The organism is Bradyrhizobium sp. CB82 (assembly GCF_029714405.1).
In the GTDB taxonomy this organism is placed as follows: Bacteria; Pseudomonadota; Alphaproteobacteria; order Rhizobiales; family Xanthobacteraceae; genus Bradyrhizobium.
In genome coordinates, this window is sequence record NZ_CP121650.1 from 8,244,534 (window position 1) to 8,270,099 (window position 25,566).

Below are 25,566 nucleotides of genomic sequence, written 5' to 3' on the forward strand. Positions count from 1 at the left end.
TCGAACGATGCCGTGTAGGCCCTCCATCTGAAAAAGCTCAGCTTGGTCCGGTCCGCAAGCTTGGCGCGAAACATAGATGCGCCCGAGAATGGATCAGCCTTCATGTGCTCGGGGATCAGTGTAGCAAGTCCCAACGACTTCGTCCCATTTTGTGATCACTCCAACAGCCCCGTCGCGGCGCCAGATTTAAGCGCACAGTCAAGCCCAGCCACAAGCCGACCTCTTAAGCGTCGACAAGCGGATAGACTACCCGCCTGACAGTTGCGATGACGTAGTCCTGCTCGGCTTGGGATAGGTTGGGAAAAAGCGGTAAGCTCAAGGTTTCATCGCCCCATTTCTTTGCGACCGGCCATTCGTTTACTAGGCCGCCCAGGCGGCGCCGGTAAAAGCTCGTCTCAGGCACACTGCGGTAGTTTACCGTCACACCGACACGGGCCTCATTCAATCGAGCGATGGCAACATCCCGTGCGCCGTTCCCCACGCCAACGACAAACAGATGTTCAGCACTAACGCCTGTGCCGATCTGTTCTACCAGGCGCAGAGGTCCAGCTTCGAAAGCAGAGCGGTAGCGCTCAGCCAAGCGCTTTCGTTCAATAAGGCGCTGATCAATCGCGGCGATCTGCTTGGGTAATAACGCAGCGAGCAGATCCGGCAGGTTGGCCTTGGTGCCAAGCCGGTTCATATCCCAATGATTGTACCGCCCTTCTCTAAAACGATCGATCGCAGTCGCCGACATTCCGTGCGACCGCGTTTCTAGTGTACGTTGATAGAGTTTCTCAGAGTTAAAAATCGCCGCTCCACCTTCTCCGCAAGTTATGTTCTTGGTGGCGTAGAAGGAAAAGATCGCGGCGTCGGAATAGCGTCCTGGTTTATATCCGTCCCGAGCACCTTCAAAACAATGTGCGCAATCTTCGATGATGATTGGCTCGGACCCGACCGAGCGGGCGCGACTCACGGCATGACGAATACCGCGCATGTCACACATCTGACCGTATAGATGGACAGGCATAACTGCGCGCGTTCGCGCCGTAACGGCCTTCTCCACAGACTCTGGCGTCATCAGCAGTGTACGGGGATCAACATCCACAAACACTGGCGTGCCGCCGGCTAACACTATGACGTTGGCAGTGGCGATGAAAGTCATGGCCGGTATGATGACTTCATCGCTAGGCTGAAGCTCCATCGCAAGCAGCACAGCGAACGCGCCGTTGGTCCAGCTGTTCATTAGAACCGCGTGGGGCACTCCAAAATACGATTCGATTTGCCGCTCGACAGACGCGCAGACTTTACCTGTGGTGAGAAAGGGCGTGTCAAGCACCGCCGCCACCGCGGCAGCATCAGCTTTGCTCAAAGGATGGCGATAAAACTCGGCGTTCATACCTTACGTGATCCTAACGGGACGGGACGCTCAAACAAATCTCGAGGTGTCCAGCTTCTCGACAATCTCGATAATCTCCTCGTCGAATTTCTTCATTTGCGACCAACCAAGCGCGCGCAGCTTCGAGTCATCAAGACTATACCTGATATCCTGCCCCGATCGATCAGAAGCTGCGACAAAGGCGGCGCGCTCCTCTATACTGAGAATCTGAGCAATTCGACGAAGAACCTGAATGTTGCTCCGCTCTTCCGTGCTGCCGATATTGTATATCTGATTTCTTCTGCCTTTTTCGATCACCGTCGAAATGCCGCGAACGGTGTCATCCGCGTGCAACCAAGAGCGAATGTAGCTTCCGTCACCATGCATGATAGCAGGCAAACCGCGCTTCATGCGCCAAGCACTCTTTGGGATCAGTTTCTCCGGATATTGATGTGTTCCATAATTATTGGTCGGGCGTACAATGTTCCAACTTACGCCGAAAGTGCGCCCCCAGCTCTTTACCAGCATATCCGCAGCCGCCTTTGTCGCAGCATACGGATTGGATGGCACAAGTGGATCTGCTTCCGCATGGGAACCGTCTCTAATGTCCCCATATACCTCGTCAGTGCTGATTTGAATGAATCTCGGCCGTTCGTGCTCGTGCTTGCGACGGATCAGCTCGAGGCAATTTTGGACACCGAGGAAATTCGTTTCGCAAAACTTTCGCGCATTCGTAATTGCGTTATCGACGTGACTTTCAGCAGCAAAATTTACAAAGATGTCGCATTCCGGGAGAAAATCTAGCGTACAGATATTCGCCTCGTGGAATCGATAATTGCTGCTCTGGGAAAATTCAGCGTTCACCAAACGATCCGCCGCATAGCTGATCCGATCGATATTCTTGACGAAATGCCCCTTATCCAGGCATTGGCGCACAAAATGCTTGCCAATAAAGCCAAGTCCACCCGTTACGACAACGATTTCCGCTCTGCTCATGGAACCGTTAGCGCTTTCTGCCGATTACACATGTTAAAGAAGGACGCTGAGTAGAACTGGGAGGTAAGCGCCGAACTTTCGGTCCTACTTAGTCGCCGATATTGCCGTGCTATTCTTCAAAGGCTCTCGGCCGTTCTAGCCGCAACTGTCGCATGTGGCGGCGCTCCCAACACCGACGTGGCTCGAAGACTCGCGAATTTCTTTGGCTTCGGTCTCTCCCCTTGGCATCGGGCGCTGTTTCTCCGCAGGTCCAAGATCCTGTCGTGTCGCGCATCTTCAGCTCCTTCAACTTGGCCTACGGACAAAGGGCAAGGGCCGTGCCAGTGCTCCTCGCGCGCAATAGGCGCTTGATTGCACTTTGAGAAAGCTTCCCCAATGCTAACTGACGAACGATGTTTTGAATCTCACAAGTCTGAGTGCCGCTGTCAGAATCCGGACTAAAGTCGAGGGCACCGTGCGTCCGAACGTTGCCCCCGGGCTTAATCCAGGCTGAAGGCTCTGGCCCAACAAGAACCAGCCCAGGAGCGCAAAACTCTAGTTCTAGGTTGGTCCAAACCTTGGTCTCGCTGCACCGAGGCGGTGGCTCTACCAATTCTCGGAGGAGATAGCAGGGCTCAGATCAGTTAGAAACTCCTTAAGGCTGATATCCATTAGAAGCCGTTTCTACGAGGCGGGCAGGAAGGGGCCTATGCCAAGAGCTAACCACTTTGCCAACGGAAAGACGTCGTCCGTCTTGCTGGATCGGTGGCTCCGCTCGCCAAAACCACATCAATTCTTTTCGGCTGGCTGTTATACTACAGCAGTTAGCGGATCGATCTCAGCAACGAATGTTCCTACCTCAAATTCATCGCGAACGCATTCTCCTGTCGCCACCGGGCTTTCTCGAGCCGCAACCAGCCGGTCTGTTATCTTATTCAGCAGGATCTGGCGAACCTGGTGGGCGGGTTCAGCGAGTTCGCCTAAAGAGGCAATCCACTGTCGCAACCGCTGGTGAAGCGCTTCGCCGCGCGGACGGCAGCGCACGGCTCCCTGGTTTTGCCCACCGAACAATATTGGCCGCAAGCATAAGAAACACTGCATCAATGGATTACGAATGACCGATAGAAGGCGAGACTCGGCTTTCGAAGCGTGGATAGCGCCGCGGATCACGCTCGCTTTCCTGCCCTAGGCAGCCCATCGGAAGGGGATAACTATGGGTAGAAATGTCATCGATAAATCGGCCGATAGCCGGTCAGGGCAAAGCCGGCCGAAGTCCCTATCCATTGTGGTACCCTGCTACAATGAAGAGAATGGTATCGCTGAACTCATTGGAAGATGTCAGCAGAGCGCTTCTGAAGTGGTCGGCGATGACTATGAACTTGTGCTTGTGGATGACGGTTCTGCCGATGGAACGTGGCAGGAAATCTCAGCGGAGACTGAGCGTGGCCGGCATATTGTCGGCATCAGGCTGTCACGGAACTTCGGGCAAGAAGTAGCGCTAACGGCAGGCCTGTTAGCGGCAAGTGGCGAGTTGGTTCTCGTTATCGACGCGGATCTGCAAGACCCTCCAGAATTGCTTTCACCCATGGTGGAGGTCATGAAGCGCGAAGGCGCGGACGTCGTATATGGCCAGAGGAAGACACGTGCTGGCGAAAGCTGGTTTAAGACGAAGTCAGCAAGCATCTTCCATTGCCTGCTCAAACAAGCGAGCAGCCTTTCGATTCCCGTCGACGCCGGTAACTTCAGGTTAATGACGAGCCGGGTCGCTAAACTTATAGCGCAGATGCCTGAGCGGGACAGGTTCATACCAGGATTAGTGGCCTCCGTTGGCTTCAAGCAGGTACCGTTCTTGTATGATAGGGATCGGAGATTTTCTGGTGAAACGAAGTATCCATTATCAAAACTGGTTCGTCTTGCGATCGATGCATTCCTCAGCTATTCGCCGGTCTTGTTGCGCCTATCATCGGCGAGCGCGGCCCTGCTGGTCGTAGCGATCGTCGCGGCTTCCGTCTACTCACTGTACTCTTGGCTCTACTTTGAAGTGGTTCCCGGGTGGACCAGCTTGATGATTTCGCTTTTGATCGTGTCGTTCTTCCAATTTGCCTCGCTGAGTATTATCAGCGAATACATTGGTCGCATATATCTCAGCACCAAGAACAGACCGCTGTTTATCGTTGATCAGATCAAACGCAGCGGCTCGGTTCACGGAAGCGCAGATGATCGCGGTGAGGCTGGGGCGAAGACGGCTGACCTGGCTCGCAAGCATGGGATTCGAAGCGACAATTTAGACTGCACGTCCAACCACAACCCGACTGCCTCCTACGGGCCAGCGAACGCCCGCGAGCGTCATGCGAACCTCAGCTTCGAGTATACCGCGAAACAGCCCGTTGGTGGCGGGATTTAGCTTGAACTCGTAAATGTCTTCAATCACGCTCGGCTTTCCGGGCATCAAGCGGCTGGCCATCATCAGCGGCAAGAGCAATGAAGTGAAAGACGATGAAAACCGAACTTCAAAGCCATTGCTACGCAGCTTCGCTTCCAGCTCGCCTCGGCGATAACGGCGCTGATGGCGAACGATCTCGTCCGCGCGGCTCCATAGCCACGGATGCTGCGGCACCGTGATGATCGTTCCGCCTCCACTTTTCGTGGCAGCTCGCAGTCCTCTCAGAACCGCCTCATCGTCCGCAATGTGCTCCACCACGTCGAATGCACCCGTGAGGTCGAAGATACTCTCCGCTGGAAGGTCACGAGCGTCCATTTGAACAAATTCTACCTTCGACGGCAGATGTTTCCTCGCATATACAAGTCCTGCAGGATGTAATTCGGATCCGACCAGACGATCCCACTCCCGGGATCCTGCAATTGCCCGCAGCACGAAGCCAGTCCCACAGCCTATTTCCATGAACGAGCGCGCTCGTGGAAAGAATCGATCCACCAGACCGACGATCAAGCTGTTGCGGGCGACAAACCAGAAATGCCCGGCCTCGAATTGGGCAAGCACGTCGAACGCATCGGGATCAAATCCACTGGCGGTATTTGCAAGCTCGGGGGCGAACATCGGGATCCCCTCCGCTTGTGGAACGACGTGCGCACATCGAGGGCAGCGCCAGGCGGGCGGCCAAATCGGTTCATCGCCGGCCACTGGTTCGATCGCACCACAGGCCAGGCAGCGGCGGCCCGAAACCACGCCGGTGGTCAGATGGATCCGCCGTCCAACCTCACTTTTGTGCATTGGCAGCTCCCAATTTCTGCGGTGGTCTTTTGCTCGTGCTTCCGCGCCCCTCAGCATCGAACTCGCTGTGCTCGGCGACGAAGTAGATCGGCCGCGCTTTCAATTCGGACAGGATCTTGCCGATATATTCGCCGACGATGCCGATCATGATGAACTGCATGCCTCCTATCGTCATGGGGCTGATGACCAACGACGGATAGCAGGGCACCTGCTTTCCGGTGGTCCACACTTCCCAGATCATCGAGAGCCCGAACAAGAGGGCGGCCAATGCCAAAGGCACGCCGAGCAGGCTCGCAAAGCGCAAGGGTGTCACCGAGGATGACGTCAGGTACTCGATAGACAGCCCAAGCAGCTGCATGAAGCTGAAGGCGGTGACACCATGCGCGCGGGGCGCCGGCTCGTAGTCGACCCGGATCGGGCGGAAGCCGATCCAGCTCGCTAACCCTTTGAAGAAGCGGTTGTGCTCGGGAAGCTGCCGCAGCGCTGCGACTGCGCGCGGCGAGAGCAGGCGGAAGTCGCCGGCATCTTCCGAGATCTTCCGCCGCGCGCCCCAGTTGATCAGGGCGTAGAAGCCGCGCACCGAAAGGCGCCGCAGCAGGGGTTCATTGTTACGATGGGCTTTGGCCGTATAGATCACGTCATTAACTGCCATCGATCCAGTGGCGCGCGAGCTGTGCGATCAGCGCCGGTGGATGCTGGCCGTCGCCATCCATAAACAGCACAGCGCCGGCATGATCGAGTCCGGCCATTAGCGCGGCCTCCTTGCCGAAATTGCGTGACAGCAAAACGACCTGAACGTCGAGCGAAGAGGCGGGCAGCGTGCGGGCGATCGAAAGCGTTGTATCGCTAGAGCCGTCGTCGACATAGGCAACCTCGCAATCGAGTCCGTAGCGCTGCCGCAGCACCTTGGCCAGATTGCAAATCCGCTGATGGAGTGCAGCAAGGCCGGCCGCCTCGTTATACGCGGGCACGACAATCGACAATCCCTTCGCCGCGGCAATCGCCGCGGTCGTGGACAGGCTTGAGACGTCGCGACTCGGCATCATCAATTAGATTTTCAATTCAGTGGCGGTTCGGCCCAATGGTCAAGTCCGCAGGATCGCTTCAAGCCGAGCGAATGCGCGCTTTTCCCTCCGGTCGAATAGATAATCCAGCGAAGCCACCGACACCGTGTCGCGCCATTGCTCCGCGAGCATTGCTGCATCGCATCCTTTGAAACAGGTGCAGGTCTTGCGGTAGTTTGCTGGCCCGCGCTCGGGCATAGGTCTGATCGAGGATGACGCGCAGCCTTCAGTGTATCGCCCGACGAGTCGGCTTCGCGCGAGGTTACGAGATTGGCGTGGCTGCGCAGGATTGCGCCATCGTCAAGCACCTTCAGCCCGTTGGCGGCCAAGGTCGCTTGGGTCTTGGTGATGTCGACCATCAGCTCGGCAGTGCCGCAGGCGAGCGCGTCTTGTTGCACCGGCGCTTTTCCGCGTTGCGGTATTCGACGAAGCCGCGGCTCGCGAAATAGTTGCGGGTGAGGCAGATATACTTGGTCGCGACCGCATCATCTCGTGGCATAGGCGCCTTCCTGCCCGCCTCGTATCCATTTCAACGGATATCAGTCTCGACGACCTCTAACCGACATGAGCCACGCGATCTCCTCCAAGAATTGGTAGTGTCCATCACCTTACCGCCGATTTTGCTGCAAACCCACGTCGGCGCAACCAGCCCGCCAACGTGACAGAAGCGCAAAACTCCGATGTGCCGCACGGATGCGCACACGGGCAAAGCGCGAGGATAAGCGTTCTGCCGTCCCCTCACGCCACGTGATCTTGCGCCAAGCATCCTATGTGGCCGGCATCCAGCCGCAAACGACCGTATGGCGCCCTGGCACTGGGCCGCGGGCGCCGAAGAAGTGGTCGGGAAGCGGACGACCTCCGAAGTTGCTGCGACGTGATGGCAAGTATCAACCGATCTCAGTTAAGAAGCTTGCGATTGGTCTGCCAATGGTGTTCGCCGGAAGCGTCGAGAACCAATATTTGGTGGGTGCTTCTTCGCCCTCCGGCCATTCGAGATTACTGGCTCGCCGAAAGCCGGCCGGAGGAATGGCTGCTGATGGGATGCGACCGTTCGGCGAGGATTGAGCGTCGCTCTCGCGTCCACACTACCTCGATGCCCTTGTTGGGCAGTCTCAAGTCAAAGAGTAGCTATCAAAATTCGTGACGTAGTAAGACTAGGTTTGGGTGATCCAAAGTCCGGTCTCGCTACAAGACTGGGATGGACACTACCAATTCTTGGAGGAGAACGCGTGGCTCAGGTTAGTTTATAGGGCTCGTTGAGGCGGATATCCACTGGAATGGGCCTCGTCTACGAGGCTGGCAGGAAGGGGGCCTATGCCAAGAGATAAATTCTTTGCAAACGGAAAGACGTTGTCGGCTTTGCTCGATTGGACTATGTTGCCTCTGTCTGCCGCAACCACAGGGACCCTTTTCGCCTGGCTGCTATACTACAGCAGTTTCGGTTTCAATCTCGGCAGTGAAGGTCTCTACCTCAACTCCATTGCGAACCCATTCGCCTACGCAATCCATATCCCGCCTTCCCTTTTTAGCTTCGTTTATCATTGGCCATATCAGTGGGCGGGTGGCGACATCTCGGTGCTTCGCGTGGCGAACGTCACGCTCACGATGGTGCTGGGCTGGATTCTCAGCTTCCTCGTGATCCGGCGCTTCTGGACTGTGGAGTGGCCGCATGCAGCGGTGCTATCGGCAGGGATCGCCAGTCTGGCATTAGTCAACTTTCACAGCACGCTGTCGCGCACCCCCAACTACAACACACTGACCTTTCACTCGCTCTTGATGGTGATGATCGGCTTGCTGCTGGCCGATCGGCCAGGGCGCATCCGACAGGTCTCGGGGTGGATCCTGGTCGGCGTTGGCGGCTGGTCCTGCTTCATGGCCAAGCTGACCGCCGCCGCGGCCATCGCCTTGGTCGTTATGCTGTATGTCGTCGCTTTGCGCCGAAAGTCGCTGCTGCCCATGCTTGGCGCAGCGCTGGTCGCTCTCGCTCTGCTGATCGTTACCGCCTACTTGATCGACGGCGGCATCATCGGGCTGGTGACCCGTATGCTCAACAGCGCTGATTTGGAAATCCTGCTGGGTGCCCGGCACGGTGTGTCTTTCATATTTCGGATCGACTGGCTCGAGACCAGTCGCACGCAACTCGCTTTCGCTATCTTAACGGCGATAGCCCTTCTGCTCACCATTCTCGTGGGGTCTAGGCACACGTTTCTCCCATCACTGGCTCTCGCTGCGGTGTCGATCGTAACAATTGCGATTGCGCTGCTGGGGGCCGATCTGATCAGCATCAAGCTCTCAACCTTGTTCCTTCTGCCGGCCTTCACGTGCATTGGCACGATGATCTATAGAGAGGGATTGGTGCTGCGCACCCAAACGCCAACCAGTGTCGCTCTAGCGCTAACCTTTTTGGTCCTCCCGCACGTGTCCGCGCTGGGCTCCAACGTCAACTACTGGTGGGGCGGTTCGAAGGCCGCTTTATTCTGGATGCTCGCGGTCGTTGCCTTCCTGAGCCCTCTTGCGCAAAAGGGACGCTGCGTCGTCGCCACCCTGCTGCCCCTAACAGCGTTGGCACAGTTGTTCACTGCATCAGTGATCAATGATGCCATCCTCAGGCCGCGGGGGCAGGAAAACGATCTGCGCGCTTATGCCGCAGTTACCCCCCTGCCGCGCGGTGGAACATTGGTACTCCCGCAATCACTCAGCGATTATCTGGCCACGGCCAGAGCCCAGGCTCGTGCGGCCGGCCTTGAAGTCGGTACCCCTATGGTCGATCTCTCTGGCCGCTCGCCGGGCCTCCTGTTTGTGCTCGAAACGCGCGCGCTCGGCCTACCATGGCTGATCGGGCCATGGGACCCTATCGAAGCACACTTTGGCCAACCAAGGCCGCTCGTGCCATACGCCGGCAGTAACGTAGCCGCGGCGGAAGCACTCGGACTTGAGAACTGCGCCGATCTGGCCAAGGCGTGGGTACTGATCGAGCCGGAGGGAACGCATCATCTTGACCAATCCGGTGTTATGGCCTCCTTTGGAGCCCGCCAGACGGATTACGTCGTCGCCGCTTCGTTCGAAGCCCCCATCAATGATGGGGATGATCCGGAGGCTTACAGGCAGTTTTTGCTGAGGCCCGTACGCCCCGCCACACTGGCGGAGCAATCCTGCCGTGAAGCTAGAGCAATTCATGGCTAGGCTGAATCGCTAGGGATGCCGAATCCGAGGTCATCGCGCGCACCTATCGAGTTGATGGCGCGCAGCATTCCGAAATGATCGGGCGCAGTTTCGGATGGTGTCAGGCCTGATCGTTGGCCATTTCTCCGGCTGGAACCAGCTTGGAGAATTGGATGCCGACGAAGAGGGTTATCATGCGCCAGGTGCGCGAGATTGTGAGATTGAGCCTTGAGGCTGGGCTCTCGACGCGCGTAGTTGGCGAGCGTGTGGGCGTCGGACCGACGACGGTACGTGACACGCTGAAGCAGTTTGCGCGCGCGGGTCTGGCGTGGCCCGTCGCCGGAAGCGATAGGCGACGCCGAGCTGCAGCAACGGTTGCACGGGGTGCCGGGCGTGAAGCGGGGCCGCCGCAAGGTGCCCGAGCCTGACTGGTCCGTTAACGCGGCAGCTGCCATTCCACCATCCGGCCGCGCGGCCCATACACGATAATCGGCATTTTCAAACCCTCGTTGTGAAGCCAAATGGCGACCTGGCGGACGCTGCCGAATTCGGCGAACTTGAGGAATGCCAGATGAAGAACTTCGCGTACACGTTTATCGGGGTCGATCTCCAATCGGTCATCAGCGCTGCGCACATATCCGACCGCAACGCTCGTGTGGAGGCCGCCGCGCGCGGCGTAAGGCCTCTTGCGAGCGCTGGCGCAAGAGCGAAAGCTCGAGCTCGCTGAATGTCCCCTTCATCCCCAGCAGCAGACGATCGTTGATAAGCTTTGAATCGTACACGCCGTCTTCGTCGATAATCACGCTGTTCACCAACGTGCAGAACTCCAAGAGCGTGTGCCAATCGCATCCGTTGCGCGCTAGCCGTGAAGCCCCGATGGCCAGCACGGCACCGGCTGCGCCGGTGCAGATTGCGGCTAACAGACGCTCACAGCCGGGGCGCGCGGTGCCACCTCCCGAGCGCCCCAGGTCTTCATCGATGACGCGTGCCGCGGCGTTCGCTGAGCTCGCCTTGGCGCGCGGCGATGGTCGCCATCAACGCCTGTTGGGCGTCGAGGTCCTGGTCCTCGACGACTGGGGTCTCGAGCCGCTTGACGCGGGCGCCCGTCACGACCTCCTGGAAATCTTCGAAGATCGATACGGCCGCCGCTCAACCATCGTCACCAGCCAACTCCCCGTGGAGCAATGGCACGACGTGATTGGCGGGTCGATGACTTCATGATGCCTTTTTCTTCGAACGCTTGGTGCGTCGTACCCGATTGCCAAGCTGACTGGTTGGAACTGTTGTCGTTTCCTGAATCCTGCCGTTCCTCCATGTTGCCGGAATCGAACGGCGCTACGCCCGCCGGCAGCGCGACCGCAGAATCCGTGGATGCCTTCCGGGATCGAAGGTGACCAAGCGGGTGATGACGCCCGGATTGGTCCACTTCACGGTGTCGCCCACGCTAATATTCACGACTGCCGGGACGAACATGCCCTTGTGGCTGTTCTTCATGGAAACTTCGACGGTCTTGCCCTCGGCCCCGGCGTAAAATTATTGCCGACGCTTGTGGCTTTTGCGTCCTTAGTTGGGTCACCCTACTCATCAAGTTTATTCCCGCGCTTGCTGATCACGTGATGTGCTACTGATACTGACAGTGCTCCAGTCGCTCTTCAAAGTTGTTGCCGCGCTTACGGTTACCCTGGTCGTCAATCGGGATCCCGCACAGGTCTAAGCCGACCCCGTCCGGATAGTGCGGCCGATCCAGCGTCTTGAGAATAAAGTCCCTGCTGGGAAGATCTTTGATCAGTCCTTCAAGGTAGGGATAGGCGGCTTCTCGACAGCCAGGCGGGACATCCTGAGGAATGTGGATTTCGGTGCCCTCGACGACGCTGGTCTTGCAAGCTTCAAAGACGGTCCTTCGCCATTCCTCACCTGCCAGTATCGGGATATTCATAGGCATGTCGGGCTCCACCACAAAAGCTGAGGACATCTTTATACGGTAGGCAGTCGAGATACCGTCATACTGGCGGGTCTTTTCGTTGTACATGCCATCAGCATTGCGGCGGAGCGCGTAGTAAAGCGCAACATGATCCTCATGCAATAGTTCGTCCAGGGCGCCGGCCCCAGAGTTGCTACTCCCGCCAAAGGCGTCGTCGGCATAAACATCGCCCCAATTGCGGTAGCCGCCGATCAGGCCGGTGGCGCTCAAACCGTCAGGAGCCATGTTCAGACGAATCTTGCCCTTGGTGAAGTGCGTGTCGCCGGTCTGGTCATAATAATAGGCCATACGCGGCGTGTGCAGATGCTCGACCTGCTCGGTCTCCACCACCCCGTTTTTGATGGTCGCCTTCAGCTTGGTATATTGTGCCAAAGTCAGAATGCGGTACGAATAGTCGACCCCGACTCCGCCATGGCTATCCCTGACGATTTTGTCGGGCGAATAGCCGATCTCGACCGTCGCATCCCTGTCGTTCATCGGATCCACGTTGCCAGAGATCCGGATCACCATGGTGTGGAGGCCGTCGTGCATTGCAGTATCGTAGCGCAGGGCCATGGTGGCATTGCCATTGCCGCGCCAGGGCGCAACGCATCCCCAAGCGCGGTACAACGCATTGTCGATGCCTCTCTCGCCATCCGGACTGACAAAGTCGTTGGGTCCGATCTTGCCGTCCAGATTGAATCCATCAGCAATGCGGCTGGTCACCTCCGGTTGGCCCGGATCCTCCGCCGCCCAGGGATTGATGTAAGTTTCGATCCCTCGCTTGTAGCCGCGGTAAGAAATGGCGCGGGAAAAGATTTTTCCGCGCACATAGCCAGGGTTCCGAAGCTGATCCAGCCCCGGGGGCTCAACGATCAAGTCGATATCCTGCTGTGAATACCAGTTCTGGCGAGCTAGAGTGATCTTGCGCTGCTCGGGATCAGTGAAGAAATTGGTGCTTCCGTGCGGGCAGTCTACGCCCGGCTCGATCTCCGTGCCGCGCGTGAACCCGGGACGGCCGCCGTAGCGGAACGCATATCCATAGCTGCTCACGACAAAGCCGCGCGTCCAAGGGTTCGCTTTGGCGGGCACCGTGGCGCTGCAGGTCAGGGCTGTAGCAGCCGCAAAAGCCAATAGCGCTCTACTCATTTTCATGACGTTCTCCCCAACGGCAGAATTTAGGAAACGACGACTGTTCCAACCATTCCCATCGCTTCGTGAAACTTGCAGACATATTTGTAGGTGCCCCTCTCCGTGTCCTCTTCCATGCTGCCGGAATTGAATGGCGCCACGCCTGCCGTAACCCGGCTCCTGATCGCCCGGACCGTCATTGTCCTTGCTCCGAGGCCGGTGTGGGGGGTAGACGCTGCTATCCTCTTGTTGAGACTACTAAGGCGATGATTATTGCCACGCTCTTGCGCCCTCCGCCGGCCTCAAGGGTGATGATCTCGAGCCAACTTTCCGGTCATGGGGCGATAGTTATCGGCGTGAGGCGATCGATATAAAGGATTCCGTCGAATATCCGGGTCACGTCGGAAACATTATGATTGTCCGGGATCATGATGCGGATCGATTGCGGCTTATGCAAAGGATGGCCTGGATCCGCATCCGCGGCACGAAGGTTCAAGAATAGATACGGCTGTTCGATGCTGTGCAAACGCGCCTCGAGATTCCCCAACGGGACCGATGGGGCCACCGTAGTCTGCTTCCCGAACATTCCTTGATGGGCTTCATAGCTGGCAAGCCCGATCGTATACATCTTTCGACCCAACCAGCCTGCCATGTAAACGCCGACGGGCTTTAGATCGCCGGGTTGGGGATCAAGATGAACCTCTTTAAAAGAGGGCGAATAATAAGCGTTCATGAGGTGAGCGTTATGGGCAGATAATGACCTTTTCGCCACGATATCTCGTTCCAGCAAGCCAGCGTAGGTTTTTTGCGCTCTTCTCTTCGCGCTGATGGGAAAACTTAGCAAGCTGCGGAGTCTCATTCGACTTGTCCGGGGTCGCTTGTGCCAGATAGAATTTTCCGGTCCCGTCACTCCGCATGCTCTCGACAGCTCGCTCCATGAACGAGGTCTCCCTGGCTCCATGGACCTGCTCGAACAGTCGACGGTTCTTCCCTATTTCTTCGAGGAGATCGTCTGCGGTGTGGTGCAGGGTGTCCAAATCCTCCTGTGCTCCCCGGTGCGCGTCTGTGGCGCGACAGATGCGGTCATAGGCCGCTAGAGCCCTTTCAGCGAGATCTTGCGCGTGCCGGCGCACACCGATGTCGCTTACCGCGCCCACGAACGAGCGCAGGTCGGAGGCGAAGTGCTCGAAGGATTGCGAGGAGAGCCTGGCATCATAACCCGCCATTTCCAATGGATGAGTGCCTATCAGACTGGCCTTGGCATAGTCCAACAGGGGCTTAAGCTCCGCGCTCTTCGACTGGCCTGGGCGTATGCCGCGTTGCGCCGCGGCTACGGCATCATCGGGTCCGCTGAAGGCCGCCTGCACCAATCGCATGTCGTAAATCCCTTCGCCCCATAAGAGGACGTCAAATCCCATCGGATCACGCAGGAATTTCACGAGCCGCGCATTCGCCGAAAGCGCGCTGCCACTCATGTGGCTTGCTTCGCCCAGTTGCACCACCTGCGCATCGCCGATCACGTCGAAGAATTTCAAGTCTTCGAAATTCTCGTTCGCGGGGTCGATCAACCGAATTGCGACGGCGTTCTTGGTGATCCACGACTGAAGCTCATCTTGTGAAGCAGCATGAGCGACCTGCCCGAATCCGCTCGCGAACGCCGCGATCATCAGCCCTAATATCCTGGCAAAGCGTCTGTCGGACATCATCTCTATGCGCCCCTCTTACTTCGCTACATGTTTCTTGAGCCAGGCGTCGACTACGGCAGCGATCTGCAGACTGTTCTTCTCCCACAACATGCCATGTGTGTTGCCGTGGATTCCGATGTCTTCCAACCGGAGATGATCGTTGGCAACGCCCATCTTGGATAGGAATCGTGACGTGCAATAATCGTATCGAGCGTGATGACTGGCCTCGGTTGTCAGAATTAAAATCGGCTTTCCAGCCAGATTCGGCAACGTCCTCGGAGGTCCATCAATATATCGACACGGAACGAGATCCGGGGCTGCGGCAGGCTCGTCAACGAACCGTAGCTCCGAAGGAGTGATCACGGGTGGATCGTAGGTGAGGGGGGCGTCCGCTAGCCCCCAGGCGCGGCTGCTCGCATCATTCGACGGCTTGCTCGTTGCAACCAGCGGATCATCTCTGAACGGAGGACCGGCGGGCTCGAGCGCGACAATGGCCATAACCAAGCGAGGCCGAGCATCTGCAGTCAGCCACGCGAACTGCCCACCGTGGGAGACGGCGACCAGGACTGCCGGCCCCACTTTATCCAACAATGCTGCGAGCGCAGATTGCGTTGTTTCATCCGCTTGGCGCCCATTTGCAGTACCCGCCATCGGCTGAGACAGATATTGCCGGAAGACTGCGTCGCTCGCCTCTTTTCCATTGCCGGGGCCCTGGGTGAAGAGTCTTGCTTGTGGCCACAAACGGTAGCGATCAGGGTTATAGACGAACTTTTCCAGCCGCTCGACCGACCCGACACCGATCGGCCCATCCACTTCGGGATAGTAAGCAGATCGACCGCAAGCAGGCCTGTCTATGATATAGGTCGAATAGCCGCGGCGAACGAAGTATTCGGCCCAGCCTTCCCTGTCACCCGGCGTTCCAAGCCATGAGAGAGATCCTGAAGCACATCCCCCTCCTATAAAAACAAGCGGAAAGCGATGCTTCAATTTTCCCGGAACTTGGTACTGCACAAACATCGCGTCAGCAACGAGTGTGCCTGCATGAAGCGTGACCTCATGGCCGCCTACGTAGAAATATCCCTCTCGTTCCAGAAGAAGAGGCGGCTCCGCGGCGCGATCGCTGGAAGCCCGCGCCAAGCTTCCCACAAATAGGGAGGCGAGCGCTCCTGTCGCGAGAGCGAGCGACCGGAAAAACGTCCTCCTTTCGGTAGATTTACCTTCGGTACGCGTGCGAAAGCGGGAAGAAGCCGGTCGGAGGAGCAAATCCCGGAGTGCGATCTTTGTCGGGTACAGACTCTTACGCATCATGAGTTCCTGTCTAACAACGGGGTGAACCGATGATGGTCTCGCACCCTTTGCTATCGGCTCGCACATGCCACCGTCCTGTCGATACAATTACCCTCGTCATCAATCGGGTTGTTGAATTCGTCGGTGCCCACGCCATACGGATAGTGAGGCCGATCCAGCGTCTTGAGAAAATAGTCCCGGCTGGGAAGATCCTTGGTCGCTCTTTCGAAAAGGGGATATTGAGCTTCTCCGTTACCGGGTGGCACATCCTGGGGCGTACGGGCTTCGACGCTCTTGATGAAGTTTGTTCTAACGGCCTCGAAAGCGTTCACTCGTCGCTGTTCATCTGCCGACATCGGGAGATCGATTGATATGTCTGGATCAACTACGAAGACTGGCGACATCCTGGGACGGTAAACTGTCGAGATGCCGTCATACTGACCGGTCTTTTCGTTATAAATGCCGTCGGCATTGCGGCGAAGGGCGTAATAAAGCGCCACATGGTCTTCATGCCACGTCGTATCCGCTCTGCCGCCATAAGCCTTGAAGCTATTCTCCGCGTAAATATCACGCCAACTGCGATAGCCGCCGATCATGCCGCGGGTGCCTAAATCATCGGGATCGATGTTCAGACGCATCCTGCCATTGATGAAATCTGCATCGCCCTTTTGCCGGTCGAACCAGGCGATCCGCGGCATGTGCAGATGCTCGACCTGTTCGGTTTGCACTACGCCATTTTTGACCGTGGCTTTTAACTTCGTATACTGGGTTGATTTCAAAATGCGGTAGGAATAGTCCGCCGCGATGCTGTTGCGAGCGTCTTTCACGATCTTGTCGGGAGAATAGCCGATCTCAACTGTAGCATCACTGTCATTCACCGGATCCTGGTTGCCGGAAATGCGGATGACAATCGTATAAAGACCGCTCCGCAAAGCCTCGTTGATTCGAAGGTTGAACACGCTATTGCCATCACCGCGCCAGGGCGCATCACATCCCCAGGCGCGATAAAGAGCGTTGTCGATGCCCTTCTCGCCGTCGGCGCCGACAAAGTCATGGGGCCCGATCTTGCCGTCCAGATCGAAACCATCCCCAATGCGGCTCGTGACTTCCGGCTGCCCAGTATCTTCCGCAGCCCAGGGATTGACGTAAGTCTCGATGCCGCGATTATATCCCCGATAGGCGATAGCGCGTTCACAGATTTGGTGACGCGCTCCTCCCGGGTTTCCAGCCTGGTCCAGCTCCGGGGGCGCGATGATCCGATCGATCTCCTGCTGCGAACGCCAGGCCTGGCGCGCCAGCGCAGTCCTGATCTTGTCGGGAGTGGCAAAGTGGGTTGAGCTCCCATGAGGGCAGTCGACGCCCGGTTCAACCTCCGCACCACGTTTAAAATCGGTTCGCCCTCCGTAACGAAAGGCATATCCGAGTTCGCTCACCACAAAGCCGCGGGTCCAGGGAGCCGCATTGGCGGGCACCGTGATGCTGCGGGTCAAGCCTGTAGCAGCCACAAAAGCCAATAGCGCTCTACTCATTTTCATGACGTTCTCGCCAAACGGCAGGATTCAGGAAACGACAACAGTTCCAACCATTCCCATCGCTTCGTGAAACTTGCAGACATATTTGTAGGTGCCCTTCACTGTGAAGGTATGGGTGAAGGTGCCGTCTTCCTCCATGTTGCCGGAATCAAACGGCGCTACGCCCGCCGGCAGCGCGACGTCAGAAGCCGTGGATGCCTGCGCGGGATCGAAGGTGACCGAGTGGGTGATGACGCCAGGATTGGTCCACTTCACCGTGTCGCCCACGCTGATATTCACGGCTGCCGGGACGAACATGCCCTTGGGACTGTTCTTCATGGAAACTTCGACGGTCTTGCCCTCGGCGAATGCAGGAGCAGTCACAACAACCCCAAGACTGGCGAGCAATTGAGTAAAAGCACGACGATGAATCCTCATTAGACGTTCCTTGCGATTATTCCGGCGGAGAGACCTGGTTGATCAGGAGGTCGGAAACCGCTCGGGCCTCAAAAGCCAGGGGATTAGCGTCATCCATCTGGCCTTCATGGAGCACGATGTCGGCGCTGGCCTCGAAATCCGTAATGGTTTTTGGATCATCCGTGATGAAGGCTGAACCTGCGAAAGGACTCCAGTTTTTCCAGCTCGGGGAGCCGCTGGTCTTAAAGCGCCAGACCGGACGGAAATACTCCATGCGGAAACTGTAACGTAGGCCGCCGGGATCGCGGCCGGGTACGGACGCCGTGTCACCTTTGGAGCGGGATTCAACAAATGTGAACCAGTTCGCCTTCTGCTCCATTGTCAGTTCCGCGGCGCGATAGGCGAGGTATTTCTCGATATCACTTTTGGTCGTGCACTTGTGGCCGGCGACCACCAGCTGAAACCGGTGGGCGCCCTTTTTCGTCGCCGTGAAAATACCCGGCTTGGCGAGCGGCACCATGGGGAGATTGTCGGAGGAAGCCTGGGCGGGCTTGGCTGGCGCCGGCGTCGAAGCGGTGACCGACGGATCGGCGGCCAAACTGATTCCGGCCGCGGCGCACAGCGCGCCAAGGGCCAACCCGGTAGCAATACTGCGTTTCATTCTTCTTTCCCCTGGATTGCTAGAAATAAAAGGCGATCGACACCGCGTACACGATGGCGGTAGCGACGACAGCGCCGATTACAAATCGCCAAAGGGACGCGTCCTCCATTTCCGTTTCGGCAGCGTCGCCAACATTGCCTGCATCAAGTGGGCGCCTGCCGTGGATCATGGGGCCAATGAGATTCCGGCGCTTGTAGATAAAGTAGAAGATCACCGCCGCCAGATGCAGCGCGATCACCCATAGGAGGATATTGAACCAATGGTAATGGAGATGCGCGAGATGGCGGCCCCGCTTGAAGGTGACGTAGCTCGATAGGGGTCCCGAATAGAGCCCGTCCACATCGACCGCAAACAGGCCAAGGATTACCACCGCCAGGACGAGGCCCAGCATCACAACAATACTAATCGCTCCCAGCGCATTGTGGCCATGGCTGTGGGGCGTGTCGCGCCGGTGCAGCGTGCTGACATAGTCGAGGATCGCTTTAGGCCCCCGCACGAAATTGACGAAGCGGGCGGTCGGCGAGCCGACTAGACCCCAATAGAGGCGCATCAGCACGATCCAAAGGACCGCGTAGCCGCTCCACAGGTGATATTCGAGTTCATTGTTGATGCCAGTCCACCAGCATACGCCGATCCCGATCACCAGCAGCCAGTGCATGGCGCGCACCGGCAGATCCCAGACTCTGAGATTCGTTGTATCGGCGAGAGCCGCTTCCATGCCGCCGGCCTCAGACGAAGTCATGGAATGTCCTGGTCTTCATCTGCGTTTTCATAATCGGCCGAACGATAGCTATCATGGCAGGCCTTGCAGGCTTTGCCCATCGCTCGCGCCTCCGCCTTCAGCGCATTGCCATCCTTGCTGAGCGCCACTTGATTCAACTTGGCGGCTTCGGCCTCAGCCGCCTTGCCGAGCCTCATGAACTCGTCATTTTTCTGCCAGATCGTCGGCAAGGCATAAGTTTTTTTCCCAGACTCAGGACCGCTGCCCCTAGGGAACCAATTCAGCAAGTAAGCGCTGCGGTCCTTGATGGTTTGCGCATTGGGAATGACCGTATTGTCCCAATCTATTCGTCCCTTCTTGAGCTCATCATTGATCGCCTTCAAGGCGCCGCCCATGTCGCGCAACTTATCCTGGCGCGGCTTGATCTGAGCGACTTCTGCCGGGCCGGCGGTGGCCTTCAACACAGCAACACCAAGCCCCACGCTCGCTGCTGCGGCGAGACAACGAAAACTCAACAAAGACATACGAACAACACCCCCAACCAATGCGACGGTCACACTCGTGATGGATGAACGGATACGACTATGTCAGCAGGTCGGTGTAAGGCTGCCTGACTTCCATGGAGCCCTTGCCCCAGACCTCAGCCGGTACACCCATGGCCCTCTGGATGGTCAGGCCGACGCGCGACACCGGACTAGAGTCGCCCGCGACGTGATAGCCTGTCTTCATTCGGCCGCTGGCGCCGCCGGCCACAAAAATTGGAAGACCGTCCACCGCATGGATTCTGGCATAGCTCTGGTCGGTAAAGGCGAACACCAAGCTGTGGTCGAGAACCGTACCGTCGCCTTCGGGGATTCCGTCCAGCTCCTTCAGAAGCAGGGCGAACAGTTCCATGACGTCGACATTGTACTGCGCCACTCGCGGCTGATAACCGAGAGCCGGATCGATGGGCTCTTCATGGGTGGTGTTGTGATAGCCCAAGGGGTCGCCGGGCATGAAAATCGCAGATGTCGGTTCGGAGACGCTAAGATTGAACACCCGGGTTTGATCGGTGGCGAGCGCCAGCGCGCCCAGCCGCGCCATCAAAGGCGTGCTCTTGCGCAGGTTCAGCAAGGAGCTGTTGCACACCATGTCGGGGGGGGCGGCGGGAATGGTCACCTTGGCCTGGATTTCCGGGCGTTGCAGTTGCGCCGCCATCTGCAATTCGGCCTCGCGCACCGAGGTGAAGTACTGATCCATGCGAGTGCGGTCGGCGGCACCGAGATTCTGCATCACCCGCCTGCGGTTGTCAGCCACCGCCGACAATACGCTTTGCTGGATCATAACCTGCGGATCGGGTTTCCAATCACCCTTGGTCGGGTCCTGAAAGCCGGGCCCGAACAAGCGGGTATACAGCGAAAGCGGCGAAGCCTCTGCCGGAATAGCATTTGGGCCGCCAAGACTGGAATAGCTTTGCTTCGGATCGCCGGCAGCGGCGGCGGAAATCGACTTGAAGCGGGCGCCGCGCGAAATGACGTCGGCGATCTGCTGGTCGATGGTCTTGGAATTGAATTCCTGAGTCTTGGTGGGCGAAATGCCGGTGACGGCGGCGGCCGCGCCGGACCAGTGCTGGTAATTGGGATTGTCGTCGAGCGGGACGCGCAGCCCGCTGAACACGTTCATCTTGGCGCGATACGGCTCCAGCGGCTTCAGCTGGGTGGTAATCTCATAGTCCTTGCCGCCCGTCTTCGGAATCCACAACTGGTTGGTCAGGCCCAAGCCGTAGAAGAAGGTGTTAAAGCGCGTAGGAAGCGGCCGCCCGGTCGCGCCCAGCACCTCGCCTTTGCTGTCCAGAAAGCAGTCGAGAAACGGCAGGCCCATGACGGCCAAGGCACCCTGGAATGTGCCGCGGAGCAGAAATCTGCGATCGATCCTCATGAGTGGCTTCTTTCTACTGTGCCGAGGGACTGATGGTTTCGGGAATGGGTGCAGGCGCGCTGAAATAGTCCTTGTCCTCGACCATGGCCTTCAGCAGTGAGCGCATTCGAAAACCGGAATCCGCGAAGGACTTGTAGGCGGCCTTGAACGCGGAAGCCGAAACTTCCTCGCTATTCTCGCCGCGGGAATAGGAGTACACCTTGCGCGCGAGACAGGCTGGGTATTTGGGATCGTCGTGCAGGAACTGGCCAAGGCCCTCTGCACCAACAAAATGCTTGCCCTTTATCGTGGCGGAAACATCGATCGGGATGCCATTTTCCATAATGCGCCGCTGACCGATGGTGTCAAAGCCCTCCAGCGACAGGCCGATCGGATCGCTGTGGTTGTGACAGGAGGCACAGCTGCCGTTGGTGGCGTGGGCCATCAGGCGCTCACGCACCGTCTTCAATGGACCGCTGGTGTTATTGACCACCGAGAAATCCACATTGGCCGGCGGCGGGGGCGTCGGCTCACAAAGGAAGATGTCCATCACCGCTACACCGCGCTTTGTGGGCGAGCTGCGGCCGGGATGGGAGAACATGGCCAGCATGCTGGCTTGGGTAAGAATGCCGCTGCGGCCGGAATCGGCAGGGAATTCATAGGGCATCCATTCGCCCTTGAAGGGGAACGGAAGCTGGTAGTCGGCCGCCAGGCTGCGATTAAGGAAGGTCTTGCGCGTGGTCATCAGGTCGCGCATGTCGCCGTTCTCATGCAGCGCGAGATCGATGGCGGTGCGCAGCGTCTCCTCCTTCGCCGAAGCCGCGATGCCTGAACTCCATTTGGGGTAAAGGATGCTGTCTTTGGACACCGTATCAAAAGTGTCGAGCTCCAACATGTCGTTGAAGAAAGTCCGCATTCCGATGTCGAGCCGTGGCGAGGTCATCAGGCGGTCGACCTGCTTCTCAAGTCCCGCTGCTGTATTCAGCTCACCCTTCTCGGCCGCCTGAATCAATTCCTCGTCCGGCGTGGAGTCCCACATCAGATAGCTGAGGCGCGTCGCCCGGCTGTAAGGGTCCAGAGCCCATTGCATGCCGCCGGCGGGCACCGCGGTTTCCATGCGGAATACGAAGTCCGGCGCCTGGAGCAGGCTGCCCAGACCGTAGCGCAGGCCCGCATAAAAATCGCTCTGGGACTCGGCCAAGCCATGGCTTAGATTGACGGCGGACTGAATCTCGTCCGAGGTCAAGGGCCGACGATAGAGCATCCGCCCATATTGGCTGAGTATCTGGGCGGTGCAGGCATCATCGGGCTCTTTGGTTGCCTTGGGCACACAAGGAAGCTTGGCGCGGTATTTTTCCCCCGTTACTTGGATGGCAATGCTGTCCGCCATGTTGGTGAAAGACTCGAAGCCGAAGGGCGTCACCGACAGCACCGATGTGCTGGCCGCTTGCAGACCACCAACCCGAATCATGGGTTCAAAGGAGCCGCGCACTTCGATCTCCTTGCCGAAAATGTCGGCAATGGAGTTGCGATATTCCTGCTGGGTCAGGCGCCTCATGCTCACCACTTGGGAGCTGGTAGCCGCGTGGGCGGAGGTGATGGCGGTAACAGCCGCCAACAAGCTCAGTGATAGAAAGGACACCACGCATGCGTCCCATGCCGCGCGCTGCGCGTCTTTGCCGTTTGACCTCCGAGACATCACCTACTTGCTCTTTATCTTCAACTGCACGGTACCAACAGCCAGAGGGCAGCTCTTCTGACACTAGGTATTGCAATGACCTTTACTGTTGGCAGGTCCATTTGAATCTTTGACAGGTTTCCTCGCACGCAGCCGCGACCAATTCATTACCGGCGCGGCCGGATCCTGGACGATATTCATCGATTGCCACGCCCACGCGCGTCTTGGTTACAGCAGTCATAGCTTCTAGACTTATAGAAGCATATAGGTGACTTGAACGACAATTTCGTGACGACTACGTGATGCAATTACCCCCCTGTTTAGTCGGCCTTCGCATCGACTGAGTGGCCCACTGCCCCTTATCGCTTTCTCCGGCTCCGCGCCCTCGGGTTCGTCGCTAAGTCCACTGTTGCAGCAAGCGCAGCCGAGAGCGGCCTGTCTGCCGTAGCAGCAGGCGCGACGACAGCAGGCAGGATCGTCGTCACTTTTCCTCCAGTTGCGCCCAGCTCTCTTCTTGCTCGCAGCCTCTTGCTGGTTTTCATCCAACGCGCAATGCTCGAAGCGCTCGCTCTACTTGTTTTGATGTTGAGGCCCCTCTCTCGAGCGGCCACGACCAAGAATTCTAGTGTCCCTCCCTACAGCCCATTCTGGCTTTATTCATAGTGCCAAGAGCCGCCCCATGGTCGCCCGCAATTCCTCGAGCTGCTCGCACAAGTCCTGAATATGCGATGCGGTTTGCGCGGCGCCGTCGCGTCCAAGAAAGAAGCAATGACCGCCCTCCACATACCGACAGAGTCGTGTCGGGAGCTGCAAGGCTAACTCTCTCAACTCGTTCCAGGCCAGACCGAGCGTGGACATCGAGTTCGCGGCAGTATACTCGCAGAACAGCTTCTGACTGTTGAGGAAACCCCACGTTGCCTGATCCGTAAGAGCGTGCCGCGCGTCGCTTGCGCGCGTGGGCGCGATCACGCCCGTGAACGGATATGCCGGATAGGCAAAAGTTCCGAGGTCGGCGATTGTGTCGAGCAGCGAATTGCGTTCAAGGCCGGTTCGTTGGTTGGGCTCACCTCGTAACCGGATCGGAGTGTTCACAATGTAGTGCGCCGCGTATGCGGCAGCGTCGATGATCTCTGCTCCTCTCCAATTGATGTCTCGGAGAGAGGCTTCGTTGCGGGCGGAAAGAGTGTCTGCATCATTACTTCCGGTTCTCCAGAAGCCTTCCGCTGTAAACGCCTCTCCTTCCGGTTGCACGCGAACCATGCCGGGCAATGGCGGGGTCGCCGCGAGTGCGATGAAGCCCGGCATCTTGAGACCCAAGCAACACGCGGCGACATTGAACGCTCGACTCGCTCGGCCGGCCATGCTCCATCCGACCGGCACGATCGGACCGTGCAAACTTCGCGCTCTTATAAGTTCGGCTGTCATCTGCGCGGCGGCGTTTCCCCAATCCGTCACGGTCAGGTCCGGCAGACGACGGCGAAAGGCACGATAATCGGATGGATACGAAAGAGCGATGAGGCCAATGCCGCGCTTCTCGAGCCAACAGTCAAGAAAATCCTCTGCCCGGCTGCCGGGGTGACCGTAGAATACTCTCGCCAAATGACCACCGCCAGGAAGTCCAACGATGGTAGGGGCACCTGGCAAGCCCGCGCGGACATATGCGATGGCCGGAACGCCGGAGGCTTCTACCAGAAACTCCGACGGCAGCAGACCGTCCTGCGTTGGACCTGTGCTCATTGCGCTACTTCCGTGTACCGAGCGTGGCGGGCGCGTTATGTGCGATCTGTCATCGGTTCAGCCAGCGAGGTCGTCAGCAAAGACCATCAGTCCGTCGCCCCTGCGAGCAAGACCCAACGCACGCCGACAGATGAGCGTGCCCGAAACGTTGGAGTGAATCGTGACTGGATCCTGCCACGGAATTTCCGGCGTAAGAATCTGCCCCACCCGCTGGCCCGGCGAAACTCGCTCGCCAAGATCGATGAAGGGCTCGAAGACGCCTGTGCTCCCAGCGTAAATATAGTAACCTGTGTGAGGTGCAGGTCGCCTGAGAATCTTCATCGGACTTGGTATAGGCAAATTTGCAATGGCAGCGGGATCGAGTGCTCCGAGATGAGTGAGCACGCGAAGCACACCAGCTTCTCCGAGCGCGACCGCTTCCGGCGATACCCCGCCCCCGCCGCCAAGCTCCGTGCCAAGGCGCTCGATTCCTGCGCGGCGGCAGGATCCGATTGTTCCCACATCCCTAGTTGGCGGCTCAGAGAATACGTAGCCAAGAGGCGATCCAAATGCGCGGAGTATACCGAGCAGTCTCGCACGGACGGTTTCGTCTTCGGTGTCGGTCACACTGGGAGCGGGCAAATAATTGAGCGAATTTCCGCCAGAATGAAGGTCGATGAGAAAATCCGAATCAGGGATTAGCGTCTTCTCGATAAAGTCTGCGATACGCTCGGTCGGCGTGCCGCGGGGATTGCCGGGAAAACTGCGATTCAAATTGCCGTTGTCGAGCGGCGACGTTCTCGTGCCCGCCAATGCGGCCGGCAGATTGATGGCGGGAAGAAGCAGTAGACGTCCGCGTATGTGATGCAGGTCGAGTTGCCGCGCCAACCTTGTCAATATGATCTGGCCTTCGAATTCATCGCCATGGTTGCCCGCCATGAGCAGGATACGTGGCCCGTCTCCATTACGGAACGCGACGATGGGTATTTGAATCTGCTGGTAGGCAGAATCGTTAGTCGACGAAGCAAGGTTGATGCTTCCTGTCTGCCTGCCCTCCCGATCGAGGTCTATGTTCAATCTCATTGCGTCCCTCACTTAAACATCGCGTGCGGC

22 protein-coding genes and 4 pseudogenes are annotated in these 25,566 nt (G+C 57.9%); 5 read left to right on the forward strand and 21 right to left on the reverse strand.

The features are described 5' to 3' along the window. Nucleotides 1-223 precede the first annotated feature (223 nt). Nucleotides 224-1,378, reverse strand: a complete 1,155-nt coding sequence (locus QA640_RS39350) for a DegT/DnrJ/EryC1/StrS family aminotransferase (RefSeq protein WP_283038004.1) — start codon at nt 1,376-1,378, stop codon at nt 224-226. A 30-nt stretch (nt 1,379-1,408) separates the two neighbouring features. After that, nucleotides 1,409-2,353 carry a GDP-mannose 4,6-dehydratase gene (locus QA640_RS39355; RefSeq protein ID WP_283038005.1) on the reverse strand — a complete coding sequence of 315 codons (945 nt, stop codon included), beginning with the start codon at nt 2,351-2,353 and terminating at the stop codon, nt 1,409-1,411. Nucleotides 2,354-3,545: 1,192 nt separating this feature from the next. Here QA640_RS39355 and QA640_RS39360 point away from each other — a divergent pair. Beyond that, nucleotides 3,546-4,736: a glycosyltransferase family 2 protein gene (locus tag QA640_RS39360; RefSeq protein WP_283038006.1), complete on the forward strand. Its 1,191-nt coding sequence runs from the start codon at nt 3,546-3,548 to the stop codon at nt 4,734-4,736. Here the strand turns inward: QA640_RS39360 and QA640_RS39365 are convergent. The 3 genes and pseudogenes from QA640_RS39365 to QA640_RS39375 form a co-directional block, all read right to left on the reverse strand. Next, entirely contained in the window at nt 4,617-5,564 is a 948-nt protein-coding gene (locus tag QA640_RS39365; protein WP_283038007.1) for a class I SAM-dependent methyltransferase, read from the reverse strand. The two genes, QA640_RS39360 and QA640_RS39365, sit on opposite strands and share 120 nt — an antisense overlap. Next, nucleotides 5,551-6,607 (reverse strand): annotated as a pseudogene (locus tag QA640_RS39370) (glycosyltransferase family 2 protein). The gene QA640_RS39365 and the pseudogene QA640_RS39370 overlap by 14 nt, the downstream one beginning before the upstream one ends. Before the next feature lie 42 nt (nt 6,608-6,649). Further along, nucleotides 6,650-7,109 (reverse strand): annotated as a pseudogene (locus QA640_RS39375) (ATP phosphoribosyltransferase); the annotation flags it as partial. Nucleotides 7,110-7,393: 284 nt separating this feature from the next. Between QA640_RS39375 and QA640_RS39380 the strand changes: the two are divergent. The 3 genes and pseudogenes from QA640_RS39380 to QA640_RS39390 all read left to right on the forward strand — a co-directional run. Beyond that, a pseudogene (locus QA640_RS39380) lies at nt 7,394-7,552 on the forward strand (IS701 family transposase); the annotation flags it as partial. A gap of 390 nt (nt 7,553-7,942) precedes the next feature. Further along, the gene (locus QA640_RS39385) at nt 7,943-9,811 is read left to right on the forward strand and encodes a hypothetical protein (protein WP_283038008.1); all 1,869 of its coding nucleotides are present in this window, start codon (nt 7,943-7,945) and stop codon (nt 9,809-9,811) included. Between the two features lie 173 nt (nt 9,812-9,984). Beyond that, nucleotides 9,985-10,218: a helix-turn-helix domain-containing protein gene (locus QA640_RS39390; protein ID WP_283043027.1), complete on the forward strand. Its 234-nt coding sequence runs from the start codon at nt 9,985-9,987 to the stop codon at nt 10,216-10,218. 8 nt (nt 10,219-10,226) lie between these two features. Here the strand turns inward: QA640_RS39390 and QA640_RS39395 are convergent, their stop codons facing one another. Together QA640_RS39395 and QA640_RS39400 are read right to left on the reverse strand one after the other, a co-directional pair. Then, on the reverse strand, nt 10,227-10,403 hold the full coding sequence (locus QA640_RS39395) for a hypothetical protein (protein WP_283038009.1): 177 nt from the start codon (nt 10,401-10,403) through the stop codon (nt 10,227-10,229). 7 nt (nt 10,404-10,410) lie between these two features. Continuing rightward, the gene (locus QA640_RS39400; RefSeq protein ID WP_349253764.1) at nt 10,411-10,770 is read right to left on the reverse strand and encodes a recombinase family protein; all 360 of its coding nucleotides are present in this window, start codon (nt 10,768-10,770) and stop codon (nt 10,411-10,413) included. Between the two features lie 16 nt (nt 10,771-10,786). Between QA640_RS39400 and QA640_RS39405 the strand changes: the two are divergent. Further along, nucleotides 10,787-10,993: pseudogene (locus QA640_RS39405) on the forward strand (ATP-binding protein); the annotation flags it as partial. 418 nt (nt 10,994-11,411) lie between these two features. Here the strand turns inward: QA640_RS39405 and QA640_RS39410 are convergent. From QA640_RS39410 to QA640_RS39475, 14 genes are all read right to left on the reverse strand, one after another. Further along, nucleotides 11,412-12,905 carry a hypothetical protein gene (locus QA640_RS39410; protein WP_283038010.1) on the reverse strand — a complete coding sequence of 498 codons (1,494 nt, stop codon included), beginning with the start codon at nt 12,903-12,905 and terminating at the stop codon, nt 11,412-11,414. Nucleotides 12,906-12,928: 23 nt separating this feature from the next. Continuing rightward, nucleotides 12,929-13,081 (reverse strand): plastocyanin/azurin family copper-binding protein, encoded by a 153-nt coding sequence (locus QA640_RS39415; RefSeq protein WP_283038011.1) that lies wholly within the window; start codon nt 13,079-13,081, stop codon nt 12,929-12,931. A gap of 134 nt (nt 13,082-13,215) precedes the next feature. Beyond that, nucleotides 13,216-13,614: a hypothetical protein gene (locus QA640_RS39420; RefSeq protein ID WP_283038012.1), complete on the reverse strand. Its 399-nt coding sequence runs from the start codon at nt 13,612-13,614 to the stop codon at nt 13,216-13,218. 10 nt (nt 13,615-13,624) lie between these two features. After that, nucleotides 13,625-14,548 carry a hypothetical protein gene (locus QA640_RS39425; protein WP_283038013.1) on the reverse strand — a complete coding sequence of 308 codons (924 nt, stop codon included), beginning with the start codon at nt 14,546-14,548 and terminating at the stop codon, nt 13,625-13,627. A gap of 54 nt (nt 14,549-14,602) precedes the next feature. Then, nucleotides 14,603-15,871 carry an alpha/beta fold hydrolase gene (locus QA640_RS39430; protein ID WP_283038014.1) on the reverse strand — a complete coding sequence of 423 codons (1,269 nt, stop codon included), beginning with the start codon at nt 15,869-15,871 and terminating at the stop codon, nt 14,603-14,605. Nucleotides 15,872-15,924: 53 nt separating this feature from the next. After that, complete coding sequence (locus tag QA640_RS39435) at nt 15,925-17,388, reverse strand: hypothetical protein (RefSeq protein WP_283038015.1); 1,464 nt, start codon at nt 17,386-17,388, stop codon at nt 15,925-15,927. A gap of 24 nt (nt 17,389-17,412) precedes the next feature. Continuing rightward, a complete protein-coding gene (locus QA640_RS39440; RefSeq protein WP_283038016.1) occupies nt 17,413-17,802 on the reverse strand; it encodes a plastocyanin/azurin family copper-binding protein in 390 nt (129 codons plus the stop codon). Nucleotides 17,803-17,818: 16 nt separating this feature from the next. Next, nucleotides 17,819-18,442, reverse strand: coding sequence for a hypothetical protein (locus tag QA640_RS39445; RefSeq protein ID WP_283038017.1), 624 nt, complete (start codon nt 18,440-18,442; stop codon nt 17,819-17,821). Nucleotides 18,443-18,461: 19 nt separating this feature from the next. Next, entirely contained in the window at nt 18,462-19,160 is a 699-nt protein-coding gene (locus QA640_RS39450; RefSeq protein ID WP_283038018.1) for a cytochrome b/b6 domain-containing protein, read from the reverse strand. 20 nt (nt 19,161-19,180) lie between these two features. After that, the gene (locus QA640_RS39455; protein WP_283038019.1) at nt 19,181-19,687 is read right to left on the reverse strand and encodes a cytochrome c; all 507 of its coding nucleotides are present in this window, start codon (nt 19,685-19,687) and stop codon (nt 19,181-19,183) included. Between the two features lie 58 nt (nt 19,688-19,745). Then, nucleotides 19,746-21,080: a DUF1552 domain-containing protein gene (locus QA640_RS39460; RefSeq protein WP_283038020.1), complete on the reverse strand. Its 1,335-nt coding sequence runs from the start codon at nt 21,078-21,080 to the stop codon at nt 19,746-19,748. Between the two features lie 13 nt (nt 21,081-21,093). After that, complete coding sequence (locus tag QA640_RS39465) at nt 21,094-22,617, reverse strand: DUF1592 domain-containing protein (protein WP_283038021.1); 1,524 nt, start codon at nt 22,615-22,617, stop codon at nt 21,094-21,096. Between the two features lie 777 nt (nt 22,618-23,394). Continuing rightward, the gene (locus tag QA640_RS39470; RefSeq protein WP_283038022.1) at nt 23,395-24,474 is read right to left on the reverse strand and encodes a hypothetical protein; all 1,080 of its coding nucleotides are present in this window, start codon (nt 24,472-24,474) and stop codon (nt 23,395-23,397) included. Between the two features lie 57 nt (nt 24,475-24,531). Next, nucleotides 24,532-25,536, reverse strand: coding sequence for a succinylglutamate desuccinylase/aspartoacylase family protein (locus QA640_RS39475; RefSeq protein WP_283038023.1), 1,005 nt, complete (start codon nt 25,534-25,536; stop codon nt 24,532-24,534). Between the last annotated feature and the right edge of the window lie 30 nt (nt 25,537-25,566).